The 23943-nt window shown below is 69.4% G+C and carries 21 protein-coding genes, 1 tRNA gene and 4 pseudogenes; 13 read left to right on the forward strand and 13 right to left on the reverse strand.

Going from position 1 to position 23943, the window contains the following annotated elements:
* Positions 1–40 precede the first annotated feature (40 nt).
* Positions 41–1126, reverse strand: a complete 1086-nt coding sequence (locus tag EDD30_RS22170; protein ID WP_071804963.1) for an ABC transporter ATP-binding protein — start codon at positions 1124–1126, stop codon at positions 41–43.
* Between the two features lie 180 nt (positions 1127–1306).
* Here EDD30_RS22170 and EDD30_RS22175 point away from each other — a divergent pair.
* The 6 genes and pseudogenes from EDD30_RS22175 to EDD30_RS39285 all read left to right on the forward strand — a co-directional run bounded on the left by EDD30_RS22175 (position 1307) and on the right by EDD30_RS39285 (position 5917).
* A tRNA-Thr gene (locus EDD30_RS22175) sits at positions 1307–1380 on the forward strand.
* A 510-nt stretch (positions 1381–1890) separates the two neighbouring features.
* Positions 1891–2952 (forward strand): annotated as a pseudogene (locus EDD30_RS22180) (sulfatase-like hydrolase/transferase).
* Positions 2953–2976: 24 nt separating this feature from the next.
* Positions 2977–3390, forward strand: a complete 414-nt coding sequence (locus EDD30_RS22190) for a sulfatase-like hydrolase/transferase (RefSeq protein ID WP_084556319.1) — start codon at positions 2977–2979, stop codon at positions 3388–3390.
* 132 nt (positions 3391–3522) lie between these two features.
* Positions 3523–4539 (forward strand): LacI family DNA-binding transcriptional regulator, encoded by a 1017-nt coding sequence (locus EDD30_RS22195; protein WP_071804955.1) that lies wholly within the window; start codon positions 3523–3525, stop codon positions 4537–4539.
* A gap of 222 nt (positions 4540–4761) precedes the next feature.
* Complete coding sequence (locus tag EDD30_RS22200; protein WP_071804954.1) at positions 4762–5733, forward strand: glycoside hydrolase family 16 protein; 972 nt, start codon at positions 4762–4764, stop codon at positions 5731–5733.
* A 40-nt stretch (positions 5734–5773) separates the two neighbouring features.
* Complete coding sequence (locus EDD30_RS39285; protein WP_170047232.1) at positions 5774–5917, forward strand: hypothetical protein; 144 nt, start codon at positions 5774–5776, stop codon at positions 5915–5917.
* Positions 5918–5980: 63 nt separating this feature from the next.
* Here the strand turns inward: EDD30_RS39285 and EDD30_RS22205 are convergent, their stop codons facing one another.
* Complete coding sequence (locus EDD30_RS22205) at positions 5981–8206, reverse strand: bifunctional diguanylate cyclase/phosphohydrolase (protein ID WP_071804952.1); 2226 nt, start codon at positions 8204–8206, stop codon at positions 5981–5983.
* A gap of 70 nt (positions 8207–8276) precedes the next feature.
* On the opposite strand from EDD30_RS22205, the pseudogene EDD30_RS42070 reads away from it, so the two are divergent.
* The 5 genes and pseudogenes from EDD30_RS42070 to EDD30_RS22235 all read left to right on the forward strand — a co-directional run.
* Positions 8277–8609: pseudogene (locus EDD30_RS42070) on the forward strand (transposase); the annotation flags it as partial.
* A gap of 550 nt (positions 8610–9159) precedes the next feature.
* Complete coding sequence (locus EDD30_RS22220; RefSeq protein ID WP_071804972.1) at positions 9160–9888, forward strand: ABC transporter ATP-binding protein; 729 nt, start codon at positions 9160–9162, stop codon at positions 9886–9888.
* Positions 9885–12137, forward strand: coding sequence for an FtsX-like permease family protein (locus tag EDD30_RS22225; protein ID WP_071804950.1), 2253 nt, complete (start codon positions 9885–9887; stop codon positions 12135–12137). The genes EDD30_RS22220 and EDD30_RS22225 overlap by 4 nt, the downstream gene beginning before the upstream one ends.
* A 78-nt stretch (positions 12138–12215) precedes the next feature.
* Positions 12216–13379, forward strand: coding sequence for a sensor histidine kinase (locus EDD30_RS22230; protein ID WP_211353756.1), 1164 nt, complete (start codon positions 12216–12218; stop codon positions 13377–13379).
* On the forward strand, positions 13376–14044 hold the full coding sequence (locus EDD30_RS22235; RefSeq protein ID WP_071804946.1) for a response regulator: 669 nt from the start codon (positions 13376–13378) through the stop codon (positions 14042–14044). The genes EDD30_RS22230 and EDD30_RS22235 overlap by 4 nt, the downstream gene beginning before the upstream one ends.
* Here EDD30_RS22235 and EDD30_RS22240 read toward each other — a convergent pair.
* A complete protein-coding gene (locus EDD30_RS22240; protein ID WP_071804944.1) occupies positions 14037–14525 on the reverse strand; it encodes a hypothetical protein in 489 nt (162 codons plus the stop codon). The two genes, EDD30_RS22235 and EDD30_RS22240, sit on opposite strands and share 8 nt — an antisense overlap.
* Positions 14526–14673: 148 nt before the next feature.
* On the opposite strand from EDD30_RS22240, the pseudogene EDD30_RS22245 reads away from it, so the two are divergent.
* A pseudogene (locus EDD30_RS22245) lies at positions 14674–15006 on the forward strand (transposase); the annotation flags it as partial.
* Between the two features lie 138 nt (positions 15007–15144).
* On the opposite strand, the gene EDD30_RS22250 reads toward EDD30_RS22245, so the two are convergent.
* Entirely contained in the window at positions 15145–15768 is a 624-nt protein-coding gene (locus EDD30_RS22250; RefSeq protein WP_244945360.1) for a response regulator, read from the reverse strand.
* 356 nt (positions 15769–16124) lie between these two features.
* On the opposite strand from EDD30_RS22250, the gene EDD30_RS22255 reads away from it, so the two are divergent.
* Entirely contained in the window at positions 16125–16463 is a 339-nt protein-coding gene (locus EDD30_RS22255; RefSeq protein ID WP_170047230.1) for an STAS domain-containing protein, read from the forward strand.
* Here the strand turns inward: EDD30_RS22255 and EDD30_RS22260 are convergent.
* The 9 genes and pseudogenes from EDD30_RS22260 to EDD30_RS22300 all read right to left on the reverse strand — a co-directional run bounded on the left by EDD30_RS22260 (position 16442) and on the right by EDD30_RS22300 (position 23790).
* Positions 16442–16885 (reverse strand): ATP-binding protein, encoded by a 444-nt coding sequence (locus EDD30_RS22260; protein ID WP_071804968.1) that lies wholly within the window; start codon positions 16883–16885, stop codon positions 16442–16444. The two genes, EDD30_RS22255 and EDD30_RS22260, sit on opposite strands and share 22 nt — an antisense overlap.
* Before the next feature lie 118 nt (positions 16886–17003).
* Positions 17004–18848, reverse strand: a complete 1845-nt coding sequence (locus EDD30_RS22265; protein ID WP_071804938.1) for an ATP-binding protein — start codon at positions 18846–18848, stop codon at positions 17004–17006.
* Between the two features lie 2 nt (positions 18849–18850).
* Entirely contained in the window at positions 18851–19879 is a 1029-nt protein-coding gene (locus tag EDD30_RS22270; protein WP_244945361.1) for a SpoIIE family protein phosphatase, read from the reverse strand.
* Complete coding sequence (locus tag EDD30_RS22275; protein WP_071807855.1) at positions 19876–20295, reverse strand: anti-sigma regulatory factor; 420 nt, start codon at positions 20293–20295, stop codon at positions 19876–19878. Before EDD30_RS22275 ends, EDD30_RS22270 begins: the two co-directional genes overlap by 4 nt.
* Positions 20292–20708 (reverse strand): STAS domain-containing protein, encoded by a 417-nt coding sequence (locus tag EDD30_RS22280; RefSeq protein ID WP_071807856.1) that lies wholly within the window; start codon positions 20706–20708, stop codon positions 20292–20294. Before EDD30_RS22280 ends, EDD30_RS22275 begins: the two co-directional genes overlap by 4 nt.
* Positions 20708–21568, reverse strand: a complete 861-nt coding sequence (locus EDD30_RS22285) for an STAS domain-containing protein (RefSeq protein ID WP_211277912.1) — start codon at positions 21566–21568, stop codon at positions 20708–20710. The genes EDD30_RS22280 and EDD30_RS22285 overlap by 1 nt, the downstream gene beginning before the upstream one ends.
* A 414-nt stretch (positions 21569–21982) precedes the next feature.
* Positions 21983–22135: pseudogene (locus EDD30_RS40790) on the reverse strand (IS256 family transposase); the annotation flags it as partial.
* Between the two features lie 210 nt (positions 22136–22345).
* Complete coding sequence (locus EDD30_RS22295) at positions 22346–23320, reverse strand: hypothetical protein (protein ID WP_071807858.1); 975 nt, start codon at positions 23318–23320, stop codon at positions 22346–22348.
* Positions 23321–23403: 83 nt separating this feature from the next.
* Entirely contained in the window at positions 23404–23790 is a 387-nt protein-coding gene (locus EDD30_RS22300; protein WP_071807859.1) for a hypothetical protein, read from the reverse strand.
* Positions 23791–23943 lie beyond the last annotated feature (153 nt).

The raw sequence follows: 23943 nt of genomic DNA on the forward strand, positions 1-23943 counted from the left end.
CAAGGGCGGCCTCCCACCGGGAAGCCGCCCTTGTCGAGCGTCAGATGCGCTGGCCTGTCTCGGCGTGGAAGAGATGCACGTGGTCGGCCTGCGGCTTGATGAACACCGTCTCGCCCATCGTCGGCATGCCGCGCCGGTCGGTGCGGACCACGAAGCGCTCCGAACCGCCGTCGAGGGCCGCGTGGCCGTAGACGTTGGCGTCCGAACCCAGGTCCTCGACCAGGTCGACGACGATCGGCAGCCCGCCCGCGGTCGGCGCGACCAGGTCGGTGGCCTCGGGGCGGAACCCGACGGTGATCCGGCCGCCGCCGGACTGCGCGGCGGTGGCCTGCTCCCGGGTCAGCGGCACGGCCAGCGGGCCGAAGTTCGCGCCCGCCTCGGCCAGCGGCACGGTCTTGATGTTCATGGCCGGCGAGCCGATGAAGCCGGCGACGAAGACGTTGCCGGGGGTGTCGTACAGGGCGCGCGGGGTGTCGCACTGCTGGAGCACGCCGTCGAGCATGACCGCCACCCGGTGGCCCATCGTCATGGCCTCGACCTGGTCGTGGGTCACGTAGACGGTGGTGATGCCGAGCTTGGCCTGGAGCGTCGCGATCTGCGAACGGGTCTGGACGCGCAGCTTGGCGTCGAGGTTCGACAGCGGCTCGTCCATGAGGAACACCTGCGGCTCGCGGACGATGGCCCGGCCCATGGCGACACGCTGCCGCTGACCGCCGGAGAGCGCCTTCGGCTTGCGCGACAGGTACTCCTCGAGCTGGAGCAGCGCGGCGGCCTCCTTGACCCGGCGGTCGATCTCCGACTTCGGGGTCTTCCGCAGCTTCAGGGCGAACGCCATGTTCTCGTACACCGACATGTGCGGGTAGAGGGCGTAGTTCTGGAAGACCATCGCGATGTCGCGCGACTTCGGGGGCAGATTGGTGACGTCCTTGCCCTCGATGAGGATCCGGCCGCGGTCGACGTCCTCGAGGCCGGCGAGCATGCGCAGGCTGGTGGACTTGCCACAACCCGAGGGGCCGACCAGAACGAGGAACTCGCCGTCGCCTATCTCGAGACTCAACTCGTTGACGGCGGGACGCTCGGCCCCGGGATAGATCCGGGAGGCTTTGTCATACGTGACGGTAGCCATGGGGAATCGACTTCCTTTCCACCGGCAGGAACGTGCCGGACGATCCGAGTGGGAGGAACGACGGTGTGGCGCACCACACACGCCTCGCCACCGTAAAGGTTTCTTCATGTTTTGCCAAGGACAAGCCGGTCGCTGGGCGTTTCCGCCCGTACGGACGTCAGCGGCTATGCTGGGGCCCGCGCCCCTGTAGCTCAGTTGGCCAGAGCACCTGTCTTGTAAACAGGATGTCGTCGGTTCGATTCCGACCGGGGGCTCAGCGCAAGGCCCTGACCAGCGGAGAAGCTGTTCGGGGCCTCATGTTTATCAATGCTGTTTCGAACCGCCCCCCGATAACGCCTGTGGGCGATCGGGTTCCATCTGCCTGCGCCCGGGTGTGGCCACTGCCTATGGATCGCCGCTGCCCCGGTGCGGCCCAAGGCGGCGAGCTGGTCGGTGGTGCACGCGGCGAGGTTGCCGATCCCGTGCTTGAGGTGCGCCCACAGGCCCTCGGTCGGGTTCAGCTCCGGACTCCGCCTTCCCCGAGTCGCCAGTCAACAACCATGCAGCACGCAGCAGGGCGGCCGAGTTCGCCTCGACGAACTCGGCAAAGCCGTCCGGCGGCGTCTCTGCCTGCATCAAACCTCCACCCCGTACAGGAGCGCCGGCCAGGGCAGGAGGTAGACGCCAGATCGACACGGTTTGCGTTACCTTCCCAGCGCGGAAAGTGATGACGTCGAGCCATTCATGGTTGGCTATGTCGACTCGGATTGGGCTGCGTTGTTGATGTGACGCGTTGCGCACCCCACAGCGAGCAACACCAGACGGCGATACCGCAGGGCTTCAGCGAGTGGTACGGCCTGGTCGACCCGACCACCTATCAGTACTACGACTACAAGCTGAGCGAGAACGGCACGATCCGGCAGTACGGCCACGCGCCGGGTGACTATCAGACCGACGTACTGGCGCGCCGGGCCGTCGAGGTCATCGGGCGTACCGTGCCGCACGAGGCGCCCCTGTTCCTCACGCTGGCTCCGCTGGCGCCGCACACCCAGGTGCGTAACGGCATCGGCGAGAACCCGATTCCCGCGCCACGTCACAGCTCCGCGTTCCCGAACGCTCATCCCGACAAGGCATTGCCGTACAACGAGGCCGACGTGTCCGACAAGCCGTCGTGGATCCGCGGCCTACCCTCTTTCACCCCGGCCGTGGAGGACACGATCACCCAGCGGTACCGTGCCGTGCTACGCAGCCTGCTCGCCGTCGACGAGGCCGTCGGTCAGATGGTCGCCGCGCTGAAAGCCACCGGCGAGCTGGACCGGACGATGTTTGTGTTCACCTCCGACAACGGTCTGTTCTTCGGGGAACACCGCATCACCTACGGCAAACGCATCCCGTACGAGGCGGCACTGCGCGTCCCCCTCATGATCCGTGCCCCCGGACTCGGCGCCGAACGGGGAGCGGTCTCGCACACCCTCGTCACCAACGCCGACCTGCCGGCCACCCTCATGGACGTGGCCGGCGCAGATCCGGCCCGGCCGCTCGACGGACGATCACTGCTTCCCCTACTGAAGAATCCGGCCGAGGTGTGAAGGCGCGACGTACCGCTGATGGGTGTGGACGAGGAGTACTACGACGTCCCCGACGCGACGGTCCGCGGCATCCGTACCGCCGCGTACAAGCTGCTCGAGCACGACAACGGCGAACGCGAGTTGTACGACCTGATCACGGATCCGCGAGAAAAGGTCAACGTCTACACCGAACCAGCCTATGCATCGATCCGAGCCGACCTGACCCGACGCCTCGATGTGATCACCACATGCTCCGGTGTCACCTGCTGCGGGAACTGACCTACCGACTCCGAGAAGTGCAGCATGGCAACGAACAACTGGAAACGCCGGTCGGTCCTGCGCGGCCTCGGCGGGCTCGCCGCGGCAGCTCCAGCAGCCGCGACGCCGCCTGACGCGATGGCCGCACCGGCGAGCGACGACGCGATCGCCAGGGATGCCGTGGCCGCTGCCGGGCGACCTCACCTCGTCGTGATCATCATCGACGACCTCGCCCGGCGAGAACTCGGCTGCTACGGCAATACGTTCAACGAGACACCGAACATCGACCGGCTCGCCGTCGACGGCGTGCGCTTCACCCACGCGTACGCCGCCGCGCCGGTATGTTCACCGACACGGGGCAGTCGACAGCCGTCATGCCTGGAGCCCCGCAACCATCGAGCCACCGGGCTCGCCAGACTCGCCCTGAGGTGCAAGATCATCTTGAGGGTGGCCCATTGAATCGCACCCGGATGCTCGTCGTCCTGGCCTTCGCCGAAAGCGGCGACATCCAGGCCGCGCTGGCGCGGGTGACGGTCTCTTGAGGTCCTACACTGGCCTGGAGATCAATAGGCGCCGCTGATGGGATGACGAATGGCGACACCGGCCTCGCCCCGGCGGCCCCCGACCCTGGACGAGGTCGCCGAGCGGGCGCGGGTGTCGCGGACGGTCGCGTCCCGCGTGATCAACAATGTGCCGCACGTGAGCCGCGCCAAGCGGGACGCGGTGGAGAAGGCGATCCGGGAGCTCGGTTACACCCCCAACCGGGCGGCCCGGGCCCTGGCGACCCGGCAGACCGGCGTGGTGGTGCTGGCGGTCTCCGGTGACGGGCCCGAGGTGTTCGCGGACCCCTTCTTCGCGCAGGTCATCGTCGGGGTTTCGGCCGCGCTCGAGCAGACCGACCTGCACCTGGTGCTCAGCCTGGCCACCACCGGCAACGGCCAGCAGCGGCTGGAGAGCTTCCTGCGTACGCGGGGTGCCGACGGCGTCATCCTGATGGCGCTGCGCGGCAACGACCCGCTGATCGGCACCGCCGCGGAGTCCGGGCTGCCGACGGTCTTCGGCGGACGGCCACTGCACGGCACCCCGCCCTGGTATGTCGACGTGGACAACGTCGGGGGCGCGCGGGCGGCCACCGAGCACCTCGTCGCCGGCGGACGCCGCCGCATCGCCATGATCACCGGACCCGCCGACACCGGTGTCACCCAGGCCCGCCGTCGGGGATACACCGAGGCTCTGGTGCTGGCGGGACTCGCCCCGTACGCCAGCGAGCCGGCCGACTTCACGGAGTCCGGCGGCGCCGAGGCCATGCGAGGGCTGCTACGGACGCATCCAGATCTCGACGCCGTGTTCGCCGCGAACGACAACATGGCCGCGGGTGCGCTGCGGGCGCTGCGCGACGCGGGACGTACCGTTCCCGGCGACGTGGCGGTGGTGGGCTTCGACGATCTGCCGATCGCGGTGCACACCGAGCCGCGGCTGACCACCGTGCACCAGCCGGTGCAGGCGCTGGGGCGGGAGGCGGCCCGCATGCTGGTGGCCCTGCTCGACGGCCAGCAGCCGGCGCCGCTCATCCTCCCCACCCGCATGGCCGTCCGCGAATCCGCTTGACCGCCTACTGGAAGCGCTTCCTGTTCGAGGCTTCAGCAAGATTAAAAGCTTCATTAAGGAAAGCTGACCGAAAGTCACGCAGGTCCTCACGAAGCGCTCGTGAACTGGAAAAACATCGAGAGAGATGCCCGCGGTGGCCTTGACTGGGGTTGGCGACGTGGCGCACGGTGGGACGGTCATTGACAGGAAGCGCTTCCAAACTTCCTTCGAAAGGCATCACCCATGCGTAGCTCACGGAAACTCGTCGCGACGCTGGCCGTCGCGGCCGCCCTCAGCGGCAGCCTCTACGCGGCTTCCCGCCACGACTCGGCCGGCGCGGCCACCACCAAGCTCACCTGGAGCGACGAGTTCAACGCCCCGGCCGGCACGCCAGTCGACGCGACCAAGTGGACGATGGAGACCGGCGAGCCCGGCGCCGCGAACCAGGAGCGGCAGTGGTACACCACCAGCACGAGCAACGCCGCCCATGATGGCACCGGCAACATGGTCATCACCGCCCGCAAGGAGAATCCGGCCGGCTATGAATGCTGGTACGGCGCCTGCCAGTACACGTCGGCGCGGTTGATCACCGCGAGCAAGTTCACCCAGGCGTACGGCCGGTTCGAGGCGCGGATCAAGGTGCCCGGCGGGCGGGGCATCTGGCCGGCGTTCTGGATGCTCGGCGACGACATCGGCACGGCCGGCTGGCCGGCCTCGGGCGAGATCGACATCCTCGAGCACCTCGGCGCGAAGGCGCCGAACACCGTCTACGGCACCATCCACGGCCCCGGCTACTCCGCGGCCGCGGGCATTCAGTCGTCCAAGACCCTGAGCGCGCCGCTCTCCGACGCCTTCCACGTGTTCTCGGTGGACTGGAGACCCGGCCTCATCGTCTGGCAGATCGACGGCGTCGAGTACCACCGGGCCACACCGGCCTCCGTCGGCAGCAACACCTGGGTCTTCGAGCACCCGTTCTCCCTGCTGCTCAACCTGGCGGTCGGCGGCAGCTGGCCCGGCGACCCGGACGCCAGCACGACGTTCCCGCGGCGGCTGCTGGTCGACTACGTGCGGGCGTACACGCACACCGGCGAAGCGACACCGTCGACCGTTCCCACCACGGCCCCCGCAACGACGGCACCGACCCCCACGCCCACGACGACCGCGCCCACGACGACAGCCCCGACCATCGCGAATCCGACGGTCCGACGAACCTGATCGTCGCCGCAGGGCCTCGGCCACGGCAGCCGCGCCGATCGTGGTGCTCAGCGCGGCGGCTGACCCGGACCTCGACCGGGACGGGCTGATCACCCGTTGGCTGTCCAAGCCGTTCTCGCCTCGGCAGCTACGCAACGACATCAGCGCCGTCCTGGCACAGACCGCCACTCTCGCGACGGCATGACCGCTCGGCGGCCGGGGCCTGCGACGACCACCCGTAAACGGGACCATGAACGGTTGCGGCGATCTAGCGAGCCCTTGCGTCGTCGCGGGGGACAGCGCGGGCCGGTGGCATGTCGTCGATGACGCCCTCGTCCAGCAGCGCGAGGAACGCGTCGGCCACCGTCGGGTCGAACTGCCCACCCCGGCCGAGCTCGATCTGGGCGCGGGCCTCGGCGGTGGTCAGGGCGCGGGCGTAGGGCCGGTCGGTGCGCATCGCTGCCCAGGCGTCGCAGATCGCGATGATGCGCGCGCCGATCGGGATTTGCTCACCGGCGAGGCCCTGCGGGTAGCCGGTGCCGTCGTAGCGTTCGTGGTGGGCGGCGATCAGCGAGGCCAGGTCGCCGTGTTCGCCGAGGTTAGCCACGAGCCGGGCGCCCTCCTGCGGGTGGCAGCGCAGCTGTGCCCATTCGTCGGCGTCGGGCTGCCCCGGCTTGCGCAGGACCGCCTCGTCTACGGTGATCTTGCCGATGTCGTGCAGTCGTCCGGCGGCGGCCGTGGCGCGAAGCGTGGCCATGTCCAGGCCGAGTCGGTCACCGACGGCAAGGCACCAGCGGGCTACCGCGCTGTGCTGACCGGTGCCGTGCTCGGCGTCGACCTGGTCAGCGAGCCACAGCAGTCCCGCCGGCAGCGCGATGTCCTCCTCGATCGGGGTCGCGAGGGGACGGTCCGCGCTGACCACCCGGTCGCGACCGCCGGCCTTGGCTTCGTAGAGGGCCCGGTCGGCCGCGGCGACCAGGCGCTCGACATCGATGCCGTCGGTGCCCGCGCCGTCGGTCGTGACGGACGTGGTGACGGCGAAGCCCAGCGAGGCCGTGACGGCGATCTCGTGGCCCGGCCCGGTCTGGATCGGGGTGCGGCGCACGCACCAGCGGACCCGCTCGGCGACTTCGGCCGCTGCCTCCTCGCCGGCCCCGGGGAGCAGGCACACGAATTCCTCGCCGCCGTAGCGGGCCACGATGTCGCTGTTCCGCACGGCTTGCCGGATCCGGTCGGCGACCTGGACCAGGACGGCGTCACCGGTGGGGTGGCCATGCGTGTCGTTGATCTGCTTGAAGCGGTCGAGATCCACCACGATGAGCGCCATCGGCTCGTCGGCACGGACGGCTCGTTCCGACTCCAACTTGAGCATCTCCTGGAAGAACCGCCGGTTGTACAGACCGGTGAGGGAGTCGGTGACGGCGAGGCGCTCCTGCTCCTGCAGCGAGACCTGGAGCTCGTGGGCCAGCCGGGTACGGTCGCGGGTGGTGAACAGCTGCCGTACCAGCAGCCCGCCGCAGACGAACGCGGCGACGCCGAGCGTGCCGCCGCCGACCCGGCCGTTGCGTACTTGCTCGGCACCGACCAGGGCCGCGACAGACAACACGGCCACCAGTACCGCAGGAAAGGCCAGGTCGCGGTCGAACCGTGCCACCCGGGCCTCGCTGCGGTGGCGCACGGCCACCAGCGCGGCGAGGACGATAAGCACGCGGCGCGCCTGCCAGGGGACGTTCAACCAGCTGCCGTCGGTGTAGGTGTGCACCACCGCGACGTAGGTGAACACACAGTCGGTGACCGCCATGACCAAGTACGACGCCGCCATCAGCAGCACCGGGTAGGGCACGAGCCGGTGACCAGCGAAGCCCACCGCTGCCAGGGTGGCGAGGATCATCACGTCCAGCAGCGGATAGGCGACCACGACCACGGCATCCAGGTCGAAGCTGTCGGGCAGCTGCGGGGCGATCAGCAGGGGCCAGCCCACGGCACCCAGCCCGACCGCGATCAGCGCCGCGTCGAGCAGCCCGCGCGCGCGGCGCAGCACATGGGCGGCGCCGAAGCCGATCACGATCGCCGGGACGGTCAGCACGTTGGCGAGCAGATACGCCGCGTCGGCGATCGACGGGGTCGGCGGACCACCGGCCGTGACAAGCCCGTAGCCCGTCCAGATAAGGTCGCCCGCCAGCGAGCAGACACCTACCGCGAACAACAGCCGCCACATCGCGCGCCCACGGCCCTGACTGACCCGTGCGGCCATCGCGCTCAGCACCACTGCCACGAGCATCGGAACGGGGTAAAGCACATTGCCCTGGAACCAGGCCAGCCGTGGACTGTCCTGCGCCAGCGCCGTCAGCACCGCGTAGAGCCCGAGCCAGACGACCCCGGCTCCGGCTACCGCCCAGCACACCCGATCCGACAGCGCCGCCCGCCGCAGCGCGACCTGCTCTCGCAACCGCAGCTCGACCGGAGTGTCAACCCGCGCGCCACTGCTGTCCATGCCCGTCACTCCAGACCCGAGTGCAGCCGCCCCACGGCGGCAAGAAGCCATCGGCGTTCGCCCACTGGCGATGAAGCGACTCGGGTGGCCGCCAGAACGACTCGCTGCCCCCAAGGCTGCTGGACACAGCGTCCCACGAGAGGGACCTACGGTAGACGGCTTTGGTGCGACAAGAGATCTGTCGCCTGGCAGATTTGGCTCGAGTACGACGTCAGCGAGTGGATCAAGCTACACCGTCCGCATCAACCGAGCGCTGAGGTTGAAGAGATGTAGATCAGGAACCGTCCGTCTGGTGCGCGGACGGCGGTGGGCCGACCATCGCCGAACCCTTGAGGCCATCGTGTGGATGTACCGCACCTGCTCACCTTGGCGGGACCTGCCAGGCGAGCTCGGCTCGTTCCAGACCGCCCACAAAGTTGGCATAGATCCTTGTGGTATCACCATGTCGTTCGAGATCAGCCCGGATCCGCTGCAGAAAGCGAGCTTCTCCGTCGACCTGTGCTGCCGCGTGCTGGACGTGTCCGTGTCCGGCTACTAAGCCCTGGCGCAGCCGCCCCCGTCGCCGCGATCGCTGTGCCACGCCGAACCTCGTGGCGAACCCGCGACGAAGCCCGAGGACGCGACCTTCACCTACATCGACATCTGGTACAACACCCGACGATTCCAGAAGGAACTCGGTTACCGAAGTCCCGACGAATACGAGACCTGCCCGGTCCACGACCGTCAGGGTCTGCGTGGCCGATCTCAACCCGTTCCCGCAGGCAGCACCGGTTTGAGCACCGTCCACTGCACGTCGTCAGGTCGTGTCGCCTCGCTGCCGCTACGCTCGGCACGAGGTCTCCGGTGGTACAAAAATGCGGCCTCGCTGGTACGGCGTAAGTCTTAGGTCGTACGGAAGCCCTCATTCTTTTCGGGGACGCTCTCACTGATCGAGAGCCCTACGGTTCATGGTCATGCCAGTTCAGACCGATGGAAGTAGTCCCGCCGAACCGCTGCTGCACGCCGATGCGCTGGTCAAGTCGTACGGTGTCACGCGGGCACTCGATGGCGCCTCGCTGGGAGTACGCGCCGGTGAGGTTGTTGCGCTGACCGGGCCGTCCGGCTCGGGCAAGTCCACGCTGATGCACTGCCTCTCCGGGATCATCCCGCCGGACGAGGGGCAGGTGAGCTTCGCCGGCCGGAACCTGGCCGACCTGTCCGACCAGGAACGCAGCGCGCTGCGGCGGCAGACCTTCGGGTTCGTCTTCCAGTTCGGTCAGCTCGTGCCCGAGCTCACCTGCCTGGAGAACGTGGCCCTGCCGCTGCGGCTGGACGGTGTGCGGCGGGTGAAGGCGGCCCGGCGGGCGGCCGAGCTGCTGGCCCGGCTCGAGGTCGCCGACGTGGCGGACAAGCGCCCCGGTCAGGCGTCAGGCGGGCAGGGTCAGCGGGTGGCGATCGCCCGCGCGATGATTGCCGGCCCCCAGGTGATCTTCGCCGACGAGCCGACCGGCGCGCTCGACTCGCGCAACGGGGAGCGGGTGATGCACCTGCTGATCGGCGCGGCCAAGGAGCGCGGAACCGCGGTCGTGCTGGTCACCCATGAACCGCGGATCGCCCGGTACGCCGATCGCGAGGCGGTGGTTCGCGACGGCCAGGTAAGCGAGGCGCGAACCGGCCGACACGAGATGGGGGCCGTCCGATGAGGGATCTGATGCTCGGGGTGCGGCTGAGCATCGCCGCGGGGCGGTCCGGCTGGCTGCGGCTCGCCATGATCGCGACCGGCGTGGGCCTGGGCGTCGCGATGCTGCTGCTGGTGGCCTCGGTGCCCACCGCGAGCGGGAACCGTGAGCAGCGGCGCAGTGACCGGGGCCTGACCCACACCACGGACAAGGGCGGACTGCTGGTCCGGACCATCGAGTCGCGCTTCCGTGACCAGCCCGTTCGGGGCCGGATGGTGCGCGCGGACGGCCCTGTCGCGCCGGTGCCGCCCGGTCTGCCCCGGCTGCCCGCGCCAGGCGAGATGTTCGTGTCGCCGGCCCTGGCGGAGCTGCTCGACGGCCCCGGCGGGGATGTGCTCGGCGCGCGGTGGTCGGCGCGGGTGGCCGGCACGATCGCGCCGCCGGGCCTGGCCGGCCCGCGCGAGGTGTACGTGTACGTCGGTTCCGGTGACCTGGCCGGCGGCGAGAACACGGTGCGGGTCAGCTCGTTCGGCGGCCGGCCGGCCGGCACGGTCCGGGCGGAGTTCCTGTTGCTGGCGGTGGTCGGGGCGGTCATCATGCTGGTGCCGGTGCTGATCTTCCTGATCACCGCGGTGCGCTTCGGCAGCTCGGCCCGGGAACGCCAGCTCGCGGCGATCCGGCTGGTCGGTGCCGACGGCCGGATGACGCACCGGATCGCGGCCGGCGACAGCCTGGTCGGCGCCGTCCTCGGGCTCGGCCTGGGCGCCCTGATGTTCCTGGCCGTGCGCCCACTCGCCGGTGAGCTGCTGCCCGCGGATTTCGCCCCGTTCACCTCGGACATGAGCCCGCCGACCGCATCGGCCGCGCTGATCGCGGGCTTCGTGCCGGCCGCGGCCGTGGCGGTAACCCTGGCCGCCCTGCGCCAAGTCGTCATCGAGCCGCTCGGGGTGGTGCGGCAGGCCGGCGCCAAGCGTCGCCGGCTGTGGTGGCGGCTGATGCCGCCGGCGATCGGGGCGGCGCTGTTCGTCCCGCTGCTCGGCGGCAACCGCGCCGGGGCCTCCTTGGGCCAGGTCGCCATCGGGGTCGCCCTGCTCCTGATCGGCGTCGTGGTACTGCTGCCGTGGCTGGTCCCGGCGGTGGTCCGCCGGCTCCGCGCGTCGGGCGTGGCATGGCAGCTGGCGGTGCGCCGCCTGCAGTTGGACAGCGACACCGCGGTGCGGGCCGTGTCCGGCATCGCGGTGTCGGTGGCCGGGATCATCGCCTTCCAGGGCATCCTCAACGCCTCGGTGACGGCGAACCTGGCGGCGCAGCCTCCCGCTGATCGCTTCGCGGCCGTCGTCTTCAGCGACAGCGGGGACACCAACGGCTGGGCCGAGGCACTCGGCGGCGTCGAGGGCGTCCGCGAGGTCGGCCGGACGGCGTACGGAAAATTGCGGATCGAAGGACCCGAGCAGCCCCATGCGGGGGTGCGGGTAGGCGACTGCGACGTGCTGCGGCAGGCCGCCGCCCTGCCGTCGTGCGCCGACGGTGACATCTTCGCTGTGCGCATGCCGGGATCGGACGGGGCATCGCTGAGCCCGGGCACCGCCGTCCAGCTGTACGACTACGCCGGCGACAAGGCCCTGTCCCGCCCGACGGTGCCGGCGAAAATCACCACGGTGACCCGGTACAGCAACATCAAGCTGGGCTTGTGGGAGTACCTGGCGACCCCGAAGGCGGTGGGCATCGAGCCATCTCTGCGCGGCCTCAACCAGGACGGACTCCTCGTGTCGCTGGACGCCGGCGACCCGGACGCCATCGAACGGGTCCGCAACGTCACGACCCGGCTGGCGCCGGCGGCCACGGTCGAGGTGTTCGGTGACCGTCGGGTGGCCGACCAGTTCGCCGGCGCGGCCCAGGCGGCTCAGGCCGGAGCCGTCCTGCTGCTGATCTTCATCGGGGCCAGCCTGCTGGTGAGCAGCGTCGAGCAGCTCCGCGAACGCCGGCGGCTGCTGGCCATGCTCACCGCGTTCGGCACGCCCCGGCGGGTCCTCTCGATGTCGCTGCTCTATCAGAGCGCGATCCCGGCCGTACTCGGGCTCGCCCTGGCCGTGTCGGTCGGCAGCGGCCTGTCGGCGGCGCTGCTGGCCGCCACGAACGGACCGATCGAGTTCGACGAGGTGGCCATCGCCGGGCTCACCGCCACCGCCATCGCCGTGGTGCTCGCGGTCACCGCGGCCGGCTTGCCGCTGCTGTTCCGCTTCACCCGGGTCCAGGAGCTGCGCACCGAATGAGGCGCACAATGGCGGACCGGAACCAACCGACCGGGGGGCGGAATGGACGAGCGAGGTGCACCACGGCAATACGCGATGGTGACCGACGTGATCGTGTCGGGCACGGTGGCCGTGGTCGCCACCTGGTGGTGGCACCAGTTCCCGTGGGGAGGGCTGCTCTTCGGGTGCCTGGCCGGCGGTGTGCTGATGTGGCGGCGGCACCGGCCGCTGCCTGTCCTCGCTGCGGTGATGGTGCTGTGCGCCATTGCCGCGGTGGTCCAGGTGCACGGCACAAGACTGCACGTGGGCATGTCGCTGGTCACCCTGGGCTTCGCGTTGTACGCCGTGCTGGTGTACGTACCGAACTTCCTGATGGCGGCCGGCGCCGGCCTGGCGACCCTGCTGTTCAGCGCCGCCCTCGTCATGATGCGGCCGCCTCCGTGGCTGGGCTGGAGGCGGTTCGAGCTGCTCGACGCGCTTGAGGCGTTCGGTCAGGTAGCCGCCTTCAGCGCGGTGATCTGGGCGGCGGCCCTGATCGTGCGCCTCATCCAGCAGCAGCGGACCATCGCGCAGGAACGCCGGGCCGGCGCCAAACGCGATCGCATGCACCTGGCGCAGATCGCCGTGGCCGAGGAACGCACGAGGATCGCCCGGGAGCTGCACGACATCGTCGCCCACTCGCTGTCGGTGATCGTCCTGCACGCCAACGGCGCCTCGTACGTGCTCGACCAGGACCCCGGCGAGGCGCGCGAGGCGCTGCAAACGATCAGCATGACCGGACGTGACGCGCTCGCCGAGATCCAGCAGCTCGTCGAGCACCTGCGCAGTGACGCCGGTGACGCGGGCGGTCCGAGCCAGGCCGTGCCGGAACAGATCGAGACCGTGGTCGAGCGGGCCCGGGGCGCCGGCCTCGCGGTCGACCTGGTGGTGGACGGCGTCGCGCCGGCAATGCCCGGCGGGGTCGCGCTCGCGGTCACCCGGATCGTGCAGGAGTCGCTGACGAACACGCTCAAGCACGCCGGCCGTCATCCGGTCGCCACCGTGCACGTCTGGTACCGGCCGGACGCCATCGAGGTCGAGGTCGAGGACGACGGCCGGGGTGCGGCGCCGCCCCGGCCCGGCGGGTTCGGCCTGGTCGGCATGCGCGAGCGGGCGCAGCTGTACGGTGGCAAGTTCGTGGCCGGACCGCGCGCGGACGGCGGCTGGCGGGTGCGGGCGAGCATCCCGATCGGCGGGGCGGCGGAACGGGCGGTGGAGGTGTGATCCGGGTCGTGCTGGTCGACGACCAGCAACTGGTGCGGGCCGGGTTCCGCATGGTGCTCGACCGGCAGCCGGACATGACGGTCGTCGGTGAGGCCGGCGACGGCGCCGAGGCGCTGCGGCTGCTGAGGGGCATCGAGGCCGACATCGTGGTGATGGACCTGCGGATGCCGGTACTCGACGGGGTGGCCGCGACCCGGCACATCTGCGCCGCCGGCCCGCAGCCGCGGGTGCTGGTCCTGACCACGTTCGACACCGACCAGGAGGCGTTCGCCGCTCTGCAAGCCGGCGCGAGTGGCTTCCTGCTCAAGAGCGTGCCGCCGGACGATCTGCTGGCGGCGATCCGGACGGTGGCCGGCGGCGAGGCGGTGGTGGCCCCGCGGATCACCCGGCAGCTGCTCGACCGCTTCGCCGACCGGCTCGCGCCACCGCCGGCCCGTGCGCCCGGCGACGTGCCCGAGTTGACCGACCGCGAGCGCGAGGTGCTGCTGCTGCTCGCTCAGGGCCTGTCGAACAACGAGATCGGCGAGCGGCTGCAGGTCGCCGACGCGACGGTCAAGACGCACGTCGGCCGGATCCTGGCCAAGCTCGGGCTGCGGGACCGGACCCAGGCCGTCATCTTCGCCTACGAATCCGGCCTGATCCGCCCCGGTCTCGACTTCATGTAGCGGCGGCCGAGAATCTGACTCTCTGGGGAGCGCACACCGTTGCGGCGGCCAGGGCACCGCCGAAGTGGGTGGCTACGAACCACCAGCTATCGGCGCCGACCAGGACTGCCGTGGCGAGGATGAGGGAGGAGAACAGGCCCAGGACGGGAACCGCGGAGCGGGCGGCGCGGTGAGGGGCGATCAGCGGGGGTGGGGCCAGGAACAGGAATGCGCAGACTGTGGTGGCGCCGCCGTCCAGGCCGACCAATGCGGTGGAGTGCACGGCCAGGACGACCGCGACGGCGAGCATGAACCAGCGGCACCAGGCGGCGCGGCTGATCCGTCCGGCGGCCGCGAGCAGAGCCGCGCCGCCGCTACCGAGGACGCCGGACAGCAGGCCGATCCCGAGTTGGTGCGGGTGACCGACCGCGGAGACGACGGCGTAGGCCTGGGTCAGCGCGGCGTTGTCGATCGAATGCAGCCACCGGGCTCGGTCGTCCATTGGCGACTGAGTGTTTTGGGCAGGTTGGGCCCTAGCTGGTGTGTGTGAGAGGCCGGTTCGTGAGGTTCTGGTAGTTCGTCGTCGCTCGATGGCGTGGTGTTCCGGCTGGTGGTGAGGCTGGCCGGTGCCGGGCTGCGTAGGGCTGGGCCTGGGCGAACGGAAGGCTTACCCGAGCGATCTCACCGATGAGCAGTGGGCGGTGGTCGGCCCGTTCCTGACGGCGTGGAAGGCCCGGCATCCGTCGGTGTCGGGGCATCAGGGCCTCTACGAGCTGCGGGAGATCGTGAACGCGATCTTCTATCAGAATCGCACCGGGTGTCAGTGGGCGTACCTGCCGCATGACCTGCCACCGAAGTCCGCGACGTACTACTACTTCGCGTTGTGGCGCGACGACGGCACCGACCAGATCATCCATGATCTGCTGCGCTGCCAGGCGAGGGAGAAGGCCGGCCGGGCGGAGGACCCGTCCGCGGTCGTGCTCGGTCCCATACACGGACAGATAGTGTTCTTCCAGGTCAGTGGCGCATCGACCTTGGGGTGAGGCTCAACCGTGCGCTCGTCATCGGCCGTCTTGTCCATCTCGCGCAGACACGCGTGGCGCGACGCCACCATCGTGGCATCACCCGAGTCCGGCCTCCTTGGCGCGTTCGATGGCCTCGACCCGGTCGGCCGCGTGCAGCTTGGCGAGGATATTCGAGACGTAGTTGCGGACGGTCTTTGACTCGATGCTGAGGGCCCGGGCGATGGCGGCGTTCCCGAGTCCCTTCGCGACCAGGGCGAGTATCTGCCGCTCCCGATGGGTGAGTTCAGGGAACGGATGGCCAGCGATGGTCGGCGGCGGATGCGCGAAGTAGCTGATGATGCGCGACGCGATGCCGGGACCGAAGACCGCCTGACCGCTGGCGACGGCCGTGATCGCCTGGGCGATGGTGGTCGGGTCGGAGCCTTTCAGGAGGTAACCGTGCGCCCCCGCCCGTATCGCGGCGAAGACGTAGTCGTCGTGTTCGAGCATCGTCAAGATCAGTACCTTGGCGTCCGGGCGGGCCGCGACGATCCGTCGGGTGGCGTCGATCCCCGAGAAGTCCGGCATCCGGATATCCATCACGACCACGTCGGGTCCGGAGGCGGAGGCCATCTCGACCGCCTGGGCACTGGTCGCCGCGGCACCCACCAGCTCCAGCGTCGGCGTGATCTCGATGAGAGTCCTGAGCCCCTCCAGAATGATGGGGTAGTCGTCGGCCACCAGGACCCGGATGCGGTCACCCATGGCCCATCGCCGACGCGCTGGTTGCCATGCGTGCTCGGATCATGTGTAACCTGCCCGGTTAATGCGGTGCATCCCGCATCGGCGTCCTGCTTAACCTACTCCGGACCCGCGGTCGTGGGGCGAGGAGTGCGCTGTCGTGGCCGGAGCGCCGTCGCGACCCGAGCGGGTTGGGACAGGGACCCACCGAAACGGGACGTAGCGTCCCGTGACACTGGGACGGTGGGCTCGGAATAGTCAGGAAAGGGTCGCGCAGCGGATACCCGAGCTGACCAGCAGGCAGAGCTTTCGGTGCGGCGGGATGGAGAAGCATCATGAGCAAAACGTCCCAGCCATTGACCATCACCGCGGTCGAGCCGTGCCGGGCCGGCGTCATACTGGCCACGGTCTCCGGACCGGTGGATCTACTGACCGTGGACCGATTTCGTACCCAGGTCGAGGCGCTGCTGCCCGACGGCGGGGTGCGTGTACTGGAGGGCTTACTGGAGCTTGATCTTTCGCAGGTGAGCTTCTGCGACGTCGCGGGCCTGCGGGCGTTGCTGGCTGTGCGAGACACCGCGACGCGGGCGGGCTACCGCATGATGATCACCAACGCCGATGGGTACACGGAGGCGCTGATCGCCGTCTTCCGGCTATCCGAGCTGTTGGGCTTTCAGCCGGCGGACAAGGAATAGCGCAACACCACCTCGGTACCGTGGGCTGTCGAGGCGATGCGGACCTCCGTGCACACCTGTTGAACCAGCCACAAACCGTAGCCACCGGATAGATCCTCCACCGCCGACACGGGCGGGGGGCGCGACTGACGGGTGCGGCGCTGCTGCGGAAAGCCGGGGCCCTGATCGGTGATGCGGCACCATAGGTCAGAGCCGTCCCGCGACAGATGCAGGTGACCACGACCGCCGCCATGGTGTACCGCGTTGGTCGCTACCTCGTTCACGGCCAGTACGAACTTTGCCAGCCGCAGGTCAGCCAGGCCGTAGGCGATGCCGCAGGCCCTCACCTCGTCGCGCAGCCGCCGGATCGAGGACAGGTCGAAGTCGCGATCGAGACCTTCCGCCCGGTCGGTGGCGGGCAGGTGGTCACCGTTCCCGCACATCGTCACGGGCCTCCCCCATCCGAGTGGCAACCCCGGATCTCGGCCTCGGTCCCCGCAATCCGGCGGGCGCGAGCACCTGGTCAGCCAGGAAGCCTGCGCTGCGACGGCATACCCTCACTCAGAGTGGCATCATGGGTACATGAGCGCCAGGTGCTGGCGGGGACGGGCCCGCCTCATACCGCCGGCGGGCAAGCGCTTCGCGTAACGCCGCCTCGACCGCACGCCGGCTGACCTTGGACTTGTCCAGCACCACCGCAGCGTGGGCCACGCTGGCGGAGTCGATCTGGCCGACATCGAGCGCGGTGACCACGATGACCGGGACGTCGCGCAGCGTTTCGTCATCGGCCAGCGCGGCCAGGACTTCGACGCCGTCGACATCGGGCATGCACATGTCAAGGAAGATCACGTCCGGTCGGTGCCGGGAGTCCATGTCGAGGACCGCCCGGCCGTCCTCCGCCTCCACGACGGTGTCCGCCAAGCCGTCGAGCGCGTTGCGTAATACCTGGCGGAACGCGGGGTCGTCGTCGACGATGAGCCCCTGACCGATCCGCGGCCGGTCGTCCTCTGGCCCCTCCCGGTCCGCAGCGGGCCTCGTCGGAAGGGTTACGGTGAAGGTGCTTCCCACGCCGGGGTTGCTGCGCATCGTCAGCTCGCCGCCCAAGAGCGTGGTCAGCCGCCTGGCGAGCGGCAATCCGAGGCCGGTGCCCGTGGTGCCGACCTGCAGCGAGCCGCGCACCTGGTGGAACTCCTCGAAAACCCGCTCTTGTTCGCCCTCGGGAATGCCGATCCCTGTGTCCGTGACGACCAGATCGATTCGGTCGCTCGACGGGTGCGGCACGGCAGTGAGGCGGACCTCGCCCTCCTCGGTGAACTTCAGGCCGTTGGTCAACAGGTTCCGTAGGATCTGGGCCAGGAGAACCTCGTCGGTGACGATCGTGTGCCCGCTGTGCGGGTCGCTGACGATGAGTTCGACGCCGGCCCGCGCCGTCGGTCGTAACATGCCGTGAAGCTGGCCGAAGAGGGTACGCAGGTCGACCGGGCCCCAGCGTGGCTCGATCCGGTTCGACTCGGCTTTGGCCAGGTCGAGCAGGTCGTTGACGCGGCCGAGCAGGTCTGCCGCTGCCGTCTGGATCAGCCGAAGCTGGGCGAAGTGCCGGTCGGTGAGCGCCTGCGATCTCGGATCTTGCAGGAGTTGGGCCAGCCCGATGATCGCGGTCGCCGGGGCGCGCAACTCGTGACTCACGTTGGCGAAGAATCGGCTCTTGGCTTCGCTCGCCGCCCGTAGCTGAGCCGACCGCTCGTCGAGCTCGGCGTACAGGGCGACCACGCCCCGGTTGGTCTGTGCCAGTTCCTGGGCGAGCTGGCTGTACAGCGTCATGGCGCCGCGGCTGGTCTGCTCTAGCTCAGCACCCCGCCGGTCTAGCTCAGCACCCCGCCGGCGTAACTCCTCCCGCTCCGCCAGTGCGTCCTCCAGCGCGGCCGCCAGCCACTGGTTGCGTACCGTCAGCTCGTCCAGCGGGCTCGTCGGCACGCTGATCGCCAGATCCGCGCGCAGCCGCGCCAGGCGCCCCGGGTCGATGTGCGCCGCGGCGAGGGGTAGGTACCTGATCAGGACGATCGGTCCGGACCGGGCATCGACCAGTTCGACGGCGTCCATCAGTCGCCCAGCGGCGACGAGTCCCTCCGAGTCGCGCACACCCGGAGGGAGGTGCTGGCCGAAGTCTTCCAGCACGATGGCGAGCGCCGGCTCGGGCTCTGCCCGAAGATCAAAGGTTACGCACATGCCGCCGGCCGGGCCGAGCAGCCGCCGGCTCGCCTCGCTCAGCGCGGTGGCCACTCGTACCTGGTCCAGCCGTTGCATGCCCAACGCCGCCGCGATCTCGCGCCCCCGCTGCCGGGCGAGGAAAGCATCACGCTCGGTCCGCACGGCCATACGCGGCAGCTCCAGGCGTGTCACCTCCATGATCAGGCCGCCTTCGCCACGAGCACGCACGCGTCGTCGTGACGGGTCCCGGCGTCGCGCAGCAGGGTCGCGGCGATGATCAGCGCACTGTGCTTGACCAGGCCCGGATAGGCGGACAGGCTCCACCGGTCGGTGACACCGTCGGAGTGCATCACCACGATCGCGTCGGGCTCCAACCGGTAGCTGAACGCTCTGATGCTGCGCGCGTGGTAACCGGCGATCCCAGGCACCGACGCCATGGCGCACCGGTCGGCGCCCGCGGCCACGAAACCGGCGATGTTGCCCACCCCGGCGAAGCGAACTGTCCGGTGGGTCGGGTCGAGCTTGGCGGCGCCGACCGCCGCCCCTCTGGTCTGCCGGATGCTCCGGTGTACGTGTTCCACGATCGCCGCGGGCTCATCGGCGTCCGTTGTCTGAAAGGCATCCACGGCCGCGGCGGCGGCGGCCGCCGCAAGCGGCCCGTGTCCCAGGCCGTCGACGACCATCATGAGCGGTCCGTCTACGTGCATCCGAGACACGAACCTGTCACCGCAGACCTGCTCGCCCGCGGTCGGCCGGCACAGGCCGCCGACGGTGGGCTCGGTGGAGTCGGACTTGTGGGACCACAACCGCACCGTCAGGACGGTGCCCCGACCGAGCCCGGAGTACGCGTCATATTGGCTGGACAGTCGAGCGATCGCACCCATTCCGATGCCCAGCGTTCCGACGGTCGAGTGTCCGTCGCGCCGGCTGAGGACGAGGTCGGCCATGCCGGGCCCGGCATCGATCGCCACCAGCTCGACGGCGGCGCGGCTCCCGCTTCGCAGGCAGCGGATCACGATTCGACCTCTGTCGCCGTGTTTGTAGAGGTTGCTGCCGACCTCGGAGACAACGATGGCGACCTCCGTCGTGCGGGTCTCGTCGAATCCCAGCCGATCGGCGGCCGCCGCCGCGGCCCGCCGCGCCATCCCGGCGCCGGCGGACGTGTTGACGTCGAACCAGCCAACCTCCTCCGGGACCGGCGCGGCTGGCGGCGCGGGCCGGCGGCTCACCGGGCCCACTTTGTAACCGTCACGCGGGTGCCCCTACCCGGACCAGTGTCGATCTCAAACTGGTCGACCAGCCGCCGCGAGCCGCTTAGCCCGAGCCCGAACCCGCTCGCAGTGGTGTAACCATCGGTCATCGCCAACGCCAGGTCCTCGATGCCGGGGCCGGAGTCGACGAACTCGACCCGCACGCCGCCGCGGCGGCCGTTGCCGAGCCGCTCGATGATCGCGTAGCCGCCCCCGCCGTGAACAAGCGCGTTGCGAGCGAGTTCGCTCGCCGCGGTGACCAGCTTGGTCTGATCCACCAAGGGCAGCCTGACTGCGTTGGCCGCCGCCCGGACGGCTTGGCGCACCCGCAAGACGTCCTCTTCGCGGTAGATCGACAGCCGGCCCACCTCCTCGGTCTGCTGGAGGCTTGTCATGGCGCGCCGACGGGCATCCACGACGGCCGGCCGCGGTCCGGGACGGCCCGCGGCCGGCCGGTCGCGCGCACCGTAAGTATGTTCATCGCCCGATCCAGGTTGAGCGCGGTGCGTACGCCCTTCAACGACAGACCCATCTCGACCAGGGTGATCGCGACGGAAGGGCGCATGCCGACGACGACGGTCTCGGTGTCGAGCACCCACGACACCGCCGCCATCGTGGCAAACGTCCGGCCCAGGAACGAGTCGACCACGTCCAGAGCCGAGATGTCGATGACGACACCGCGCGCGCTGGTGTCGACAATCCGCTGGGCGAGGTGCTCCTGCAACTGCAGCGCGGATCGGTCCTCCAGGTCGATCTGGATGGAGACCAGCAGGACGTCACCGAGCTGGAGTATGGGCACCCGGACCATCACGCCCCCCGGCGTACGAGCTCGACCCCGCTGGCGCGCAGCGTATGCACGAGCGCGTCGGCGAGCGTCGCCTTCGTCAGGATGTCACCGAACTCGATGCCGAGGCCGACGACAGTCTGCGCGATCTGCGGGCGGATGCCGGAGATGATGCACTCTGCGCCCATGAGGCGCGCCGCGACGACCGTCTTGAGGATGTGCTGAGCGACCTGGGTGTCGACCGCGGAAACCCCAGTGATGTCGATGATCGCGTGTTCCGAACCGGTGTCGACCAGCGCCTGCAGGAGCGTCTCCATCACCACCTGCGCTCGGGCCGAGTCCAGGGTGCCGATGAGCGGAACCGCGACGATTCCGTCCCACATCTTGATCACCGGAGTGGACAGTTCCAGCAACTGCACGCTCTGCTCGGCGATCATCTCCTCACGCTCTCGGGCGTACGTCTCGAAGATGTGCAGTCCCATCTGATCGACCAGCCGGGAGAGCTCCCTGAAGTCGACCAGATCCCTGCCAACCTCTGCGGATACGCCCTCGTCGGCGACCCACACACCGAGGAGTGCGTCCTTGAGGGCGAACACCGTCGAGGCGGTTTCGCCCGGCGTAAAGCCCTGCCGTACCCAGTTCGTCGACAGGTCGGCCAGGTTGGTTCGAAGCAGGTCTCCGGCCTTACCCCTCAACTCGACCTCATCCTGCCCGCCGAACATGGAGAGCAACGACGCGTAGGTCTCGCTGACCTGACGTGCCAGGTCCGCGGCCGCCATCCGCCCACCCAGTGATTTCGTGGAGATTGCCGTCCACCGCTTGACGATCTCGGACTCCTTGCTGCGCAGTAGCCCATCGAGGCGCTCTCTCGCGTCCAGACTCATAGCCACGGCACTTCCCTCCTCCCACGCTCGCCGAACGCCACAGCCCACGCCGGCCCAGAATGACTGCCATCGAGGTTGTGCCGTCGTCGGCCGCGCCGGCCCCACGCTGTTCCGCCCGGCGCTCGCTGGCCGGATCATGTCGTTTCGCCGGGCCCGGGTATACGTCCGCCAGCGCCCTGGTTGTCCCGCCGCGGTCGCCGCCCCGTGAGCCGGCGACGGAGGCCGGGGGACGGATCTAGTCCTCTCCGGACCTTTCCTCGATAGCTTCAGGCATCAGCATGCCTACTCCGCGCGGTAGGTGGAAGCTTACGCGTGGCTGTCGGTGTTGTCAGCAGTCCAGTCGCGTGACCAGAGCTAACGACCTCGTGCATGGGGACTGTCAAGAAAATGGTGTAACTCGATCTTGCTGAGGGGTCAGTTACGGCCTGCGGACAGGCGTCCTTCGAAGGCTAGGTCGAAGGCGTTGAGAGCGGGTTTCCCACGGGTGATCCAGCGGCGGCGGCCGGCCCCGGTCGGGTCGAGGGCCATGACGGCGAGGCAGACGCATGTGAGGGCGCCAAGTTCCGACAGACGCTGACAAGTCCAAGGTCACATTGTTCGAGGACAGGATGTCGTCGGTTCGATTCCGACCGGGGCTCAGCGCAAGGCCCTGACCGGTGGAGACGCCGGCCAGGGCCTCATGATCATCTATACGGTTTCGAGCGTCGGTCTTCGTCCGCTCCTGCCGGAAGAAGCCCTTGCCCTACGCGACAGATCGCTGACGTGACCCTGCCGGACTCAAGCGCCATGCCGGCGCGGTTCGGGAGCTGGCTCGGGTGCCGTGGCCGCGTTCCGGAGGCGGATCTCCAGATTCTGCTTCATCAGCCGGAGCGGTTCGGCGTGCTCGCCGACGAGCCGCGTTTCGTAGGCGGCCTGCAGCGCCTCCTGAATGCCGAGGTAGTTCACCGTCACCCGGCAGCGCACGTCGGTTGTCGCCGCGTCCGTCTCCGGCCGGGTGATGTCTTTGCCGTCGGTGTCCCAGCGCTTGTCCTCGACCGCGGCGGCCGGGTGGGGATAGCGGTAGCCGCTGCGCGCCATGCAGGAGCTCCAGCGGTCGGCTGCCTCCTCCAGCCGGGGGTCGCGCAGCGCGGACTCGTACGCCTGGTAGCGGAGGCCGAGCAGGAAGTTCTCCAAGGACACCTCGTCGCGCATGGAGAGGACACCCTCGGGTCCCGGTTGTGGATCCGGCCAGGGCGCACCGCGGGTCAGCTCGCCCTCCGCGCGGTCCCGGCAGCCGCCCGCGGGAACGGCTCTGCCGCCGTATTCCCGGGTCCTGCCGAGGAAGACCTGGACGGCCGCCGGATCCGGGCGCTGCGCCGGACCTCCGGAACTCCGGTCGCCTGGGCCGTCCTGTGTCGGGGCCTCGGGATACCGGTCGTAGTGGTAGCCGTAGCGGCTTGCCAGGGTCTCGTCGAGGAGTTGGGCCCGGCGCAGGCGCGTCATCGTCATCGCGGAGGGCGGGAAGGCGGGCAGGCCCGACAGGTCAAGGCCGAAATCGGCCATGCACTTGTCGGCGATCAGCCGCTTCGCGCGGATCAGCGTGTCTTCCTGCTCGGGGCTGGGCCAATAGTCGTCAAGAGGGAGCGGCGCCGCGACTCCGGCGCTCGGGACGGGAATGCGGGACACGGCCGGTAGGGCGGGACCGCCGCCGTCGGCACAGCCGGACACGGCAAGGACGACAGCGATCAGGCAGTACGCGATTCGGCGCACCATGGACACCACCTCTGTGGGAAGACCGGGTGGCGGCCCGTCTCGGAACGGGCCGCCACCTTCGGCGGGAACGGGATGTCAGTCCGTCACGCGGTTCCCACGGTGGCCTTCGACCATGGGGTGCAGAACTTGCGTACCGAGGCGTCGGAGTTGCCCAGACAGGCTCGTACCAGGATGGTCTCCCATTCGGGGACGTCGTGGCTGTCGGAGTCACAGTCCCCGGTCGTCTCCTCCCGGACGGCTTCGAGGTAGGTCTCGAAGAGGTCGTACATGTAGCCCCAGGCGTAGTAGCCGTCCTCCTGGTTGTCGCACGCCTGGATCTTGTCGCCGTTGCTGATGAAACGCGCCTTGCCGCCAGGACTGGCATCGGTGGTGTAGGCCCAGGCGCTGTCCGATCCCGCGTGCGCGGCGGTGGCGGAACCGAACAACACCGCGGCCATCGCCGCCCAGACGACAACCAGTTTCTTGACCACTGAACGCCTCCCTATAGCTTGAATCCAGTGCCTGTCCGGCCGAGTTTCGGCGTCTTTACACAAAGACGTTTGTCAATCACGACCGTGGCCTTTCGGCCTAAGTTAGAGCTTTCCGTACCGCTGGGCGTCGAACGGAGGGCTGATCTCGTGTCA

It is taken from the genome of Couchioplanes caeruleus (assembly GCF_003751945.1).
GTDB classification, from domain to species: Bacteria; Actinomycetota; Actinomycetes; order Mycobacteriales; family Micromonosporaceae; genus Actinoplanes; species Actinoplanes caeruleus.

Coding starts and splice junctions, on each gene's coding strand:
- EDD30_RS22170 (WP_071804963.1), bottom strand. CDS start 1,126: ATGGCTACCGTCACGTATGACAAAGCCTCCCGGATCTATCCCGGGGCC.
- EDD30_RS22190 (WP_084556319.1), top strand. CDS start 2,977: ATGGCAACGAACAACTGGAAACGCCGGTCGGTCCTGCGCGGCCTCGGC.
- EDD30_RS22195 (WP_071804955.1), top strand. CDS start 3,523: ATGGCGACACCGGCCTCGCCCCGGCGGCCCCCGACCCTGGACGAGGTC.
- EDD30_RS22200 (WP_071804954.1), top strand. CDS start 4,762: ATGCGTAGCTCACGGAAACTCGTCGCGACGCTGGCCGTCGCGGCCGCC.
- EDD30_RS22205 (WP_071804952.1), bottom strand. CDS start 8,206: ATGGACAGCAGTGGCGCGCGGGTTGACACTCCGGTCGAGCTGCGGTTG.
- EDD30_RS22220 (WP_071804972.1), top strand. CDS start 9,160: ATGCCAGTTCAGACCGATGGAAGTAGTCCCGCCGAACCGCTGCTGCAC.
- EDD30_RS22225 (WP_071804950.1), top strand. CDS start 9,885: ATGAGGGATCTGATGCTCGGGGTGCGGCTGAGCATCGCCGCGGGGCGG.
- EDD30_RS22240 (WP_071804944.1), bottom strand. CDS start 14,525: ATGGACGACCGAGCCCGGTGGCTGCATTCGATCGACAACGCCGCGCTG.
- EDD30_RS22260 (WP_071804968.1), bottom strand. CDS start 16,885: ATGTGCGGGAACGGTGACCACCTGCCCGCCACCGACCGGGCGGAAGGT.
- EDD30_RS22265 (WP_071804938.1), bottom strand. CDS start 18,848: ATGGAGGTGACACGCCTGGAGCTGCCGCGTATGGCCGTGCGGACCGAG.
- EDD30_RS22275 (WP_071807855.1), bottom strand. CDS start 20,295: ATGACAAGCCTCCAGCAGACCGAGGAGGTGGGCCGGCTGTCGATCTAC.
- EDD30_RS22280 (WP_071807856.1), bottom strand. CDS start 20,708: ATGGTCCGGGTGCCCATACTCCAGCTCGGTGACGTCCTGCTGGTCTCC.
- EDD30_RS22285 (WP_211277912.1), bottom strand. CDS start 21,568: ATGAGTCTGGACGCGAGAGAGCGCCTCGATGGGCTACTGCGCAGCAAG.
- EDD30_RS22295 (WP_071807858.1), bottom strand. CDS start 23,320: ATGGTGCGCCGAATCGCGTACTGCCTGATCGCTGTCGTCCTTGCCGTG.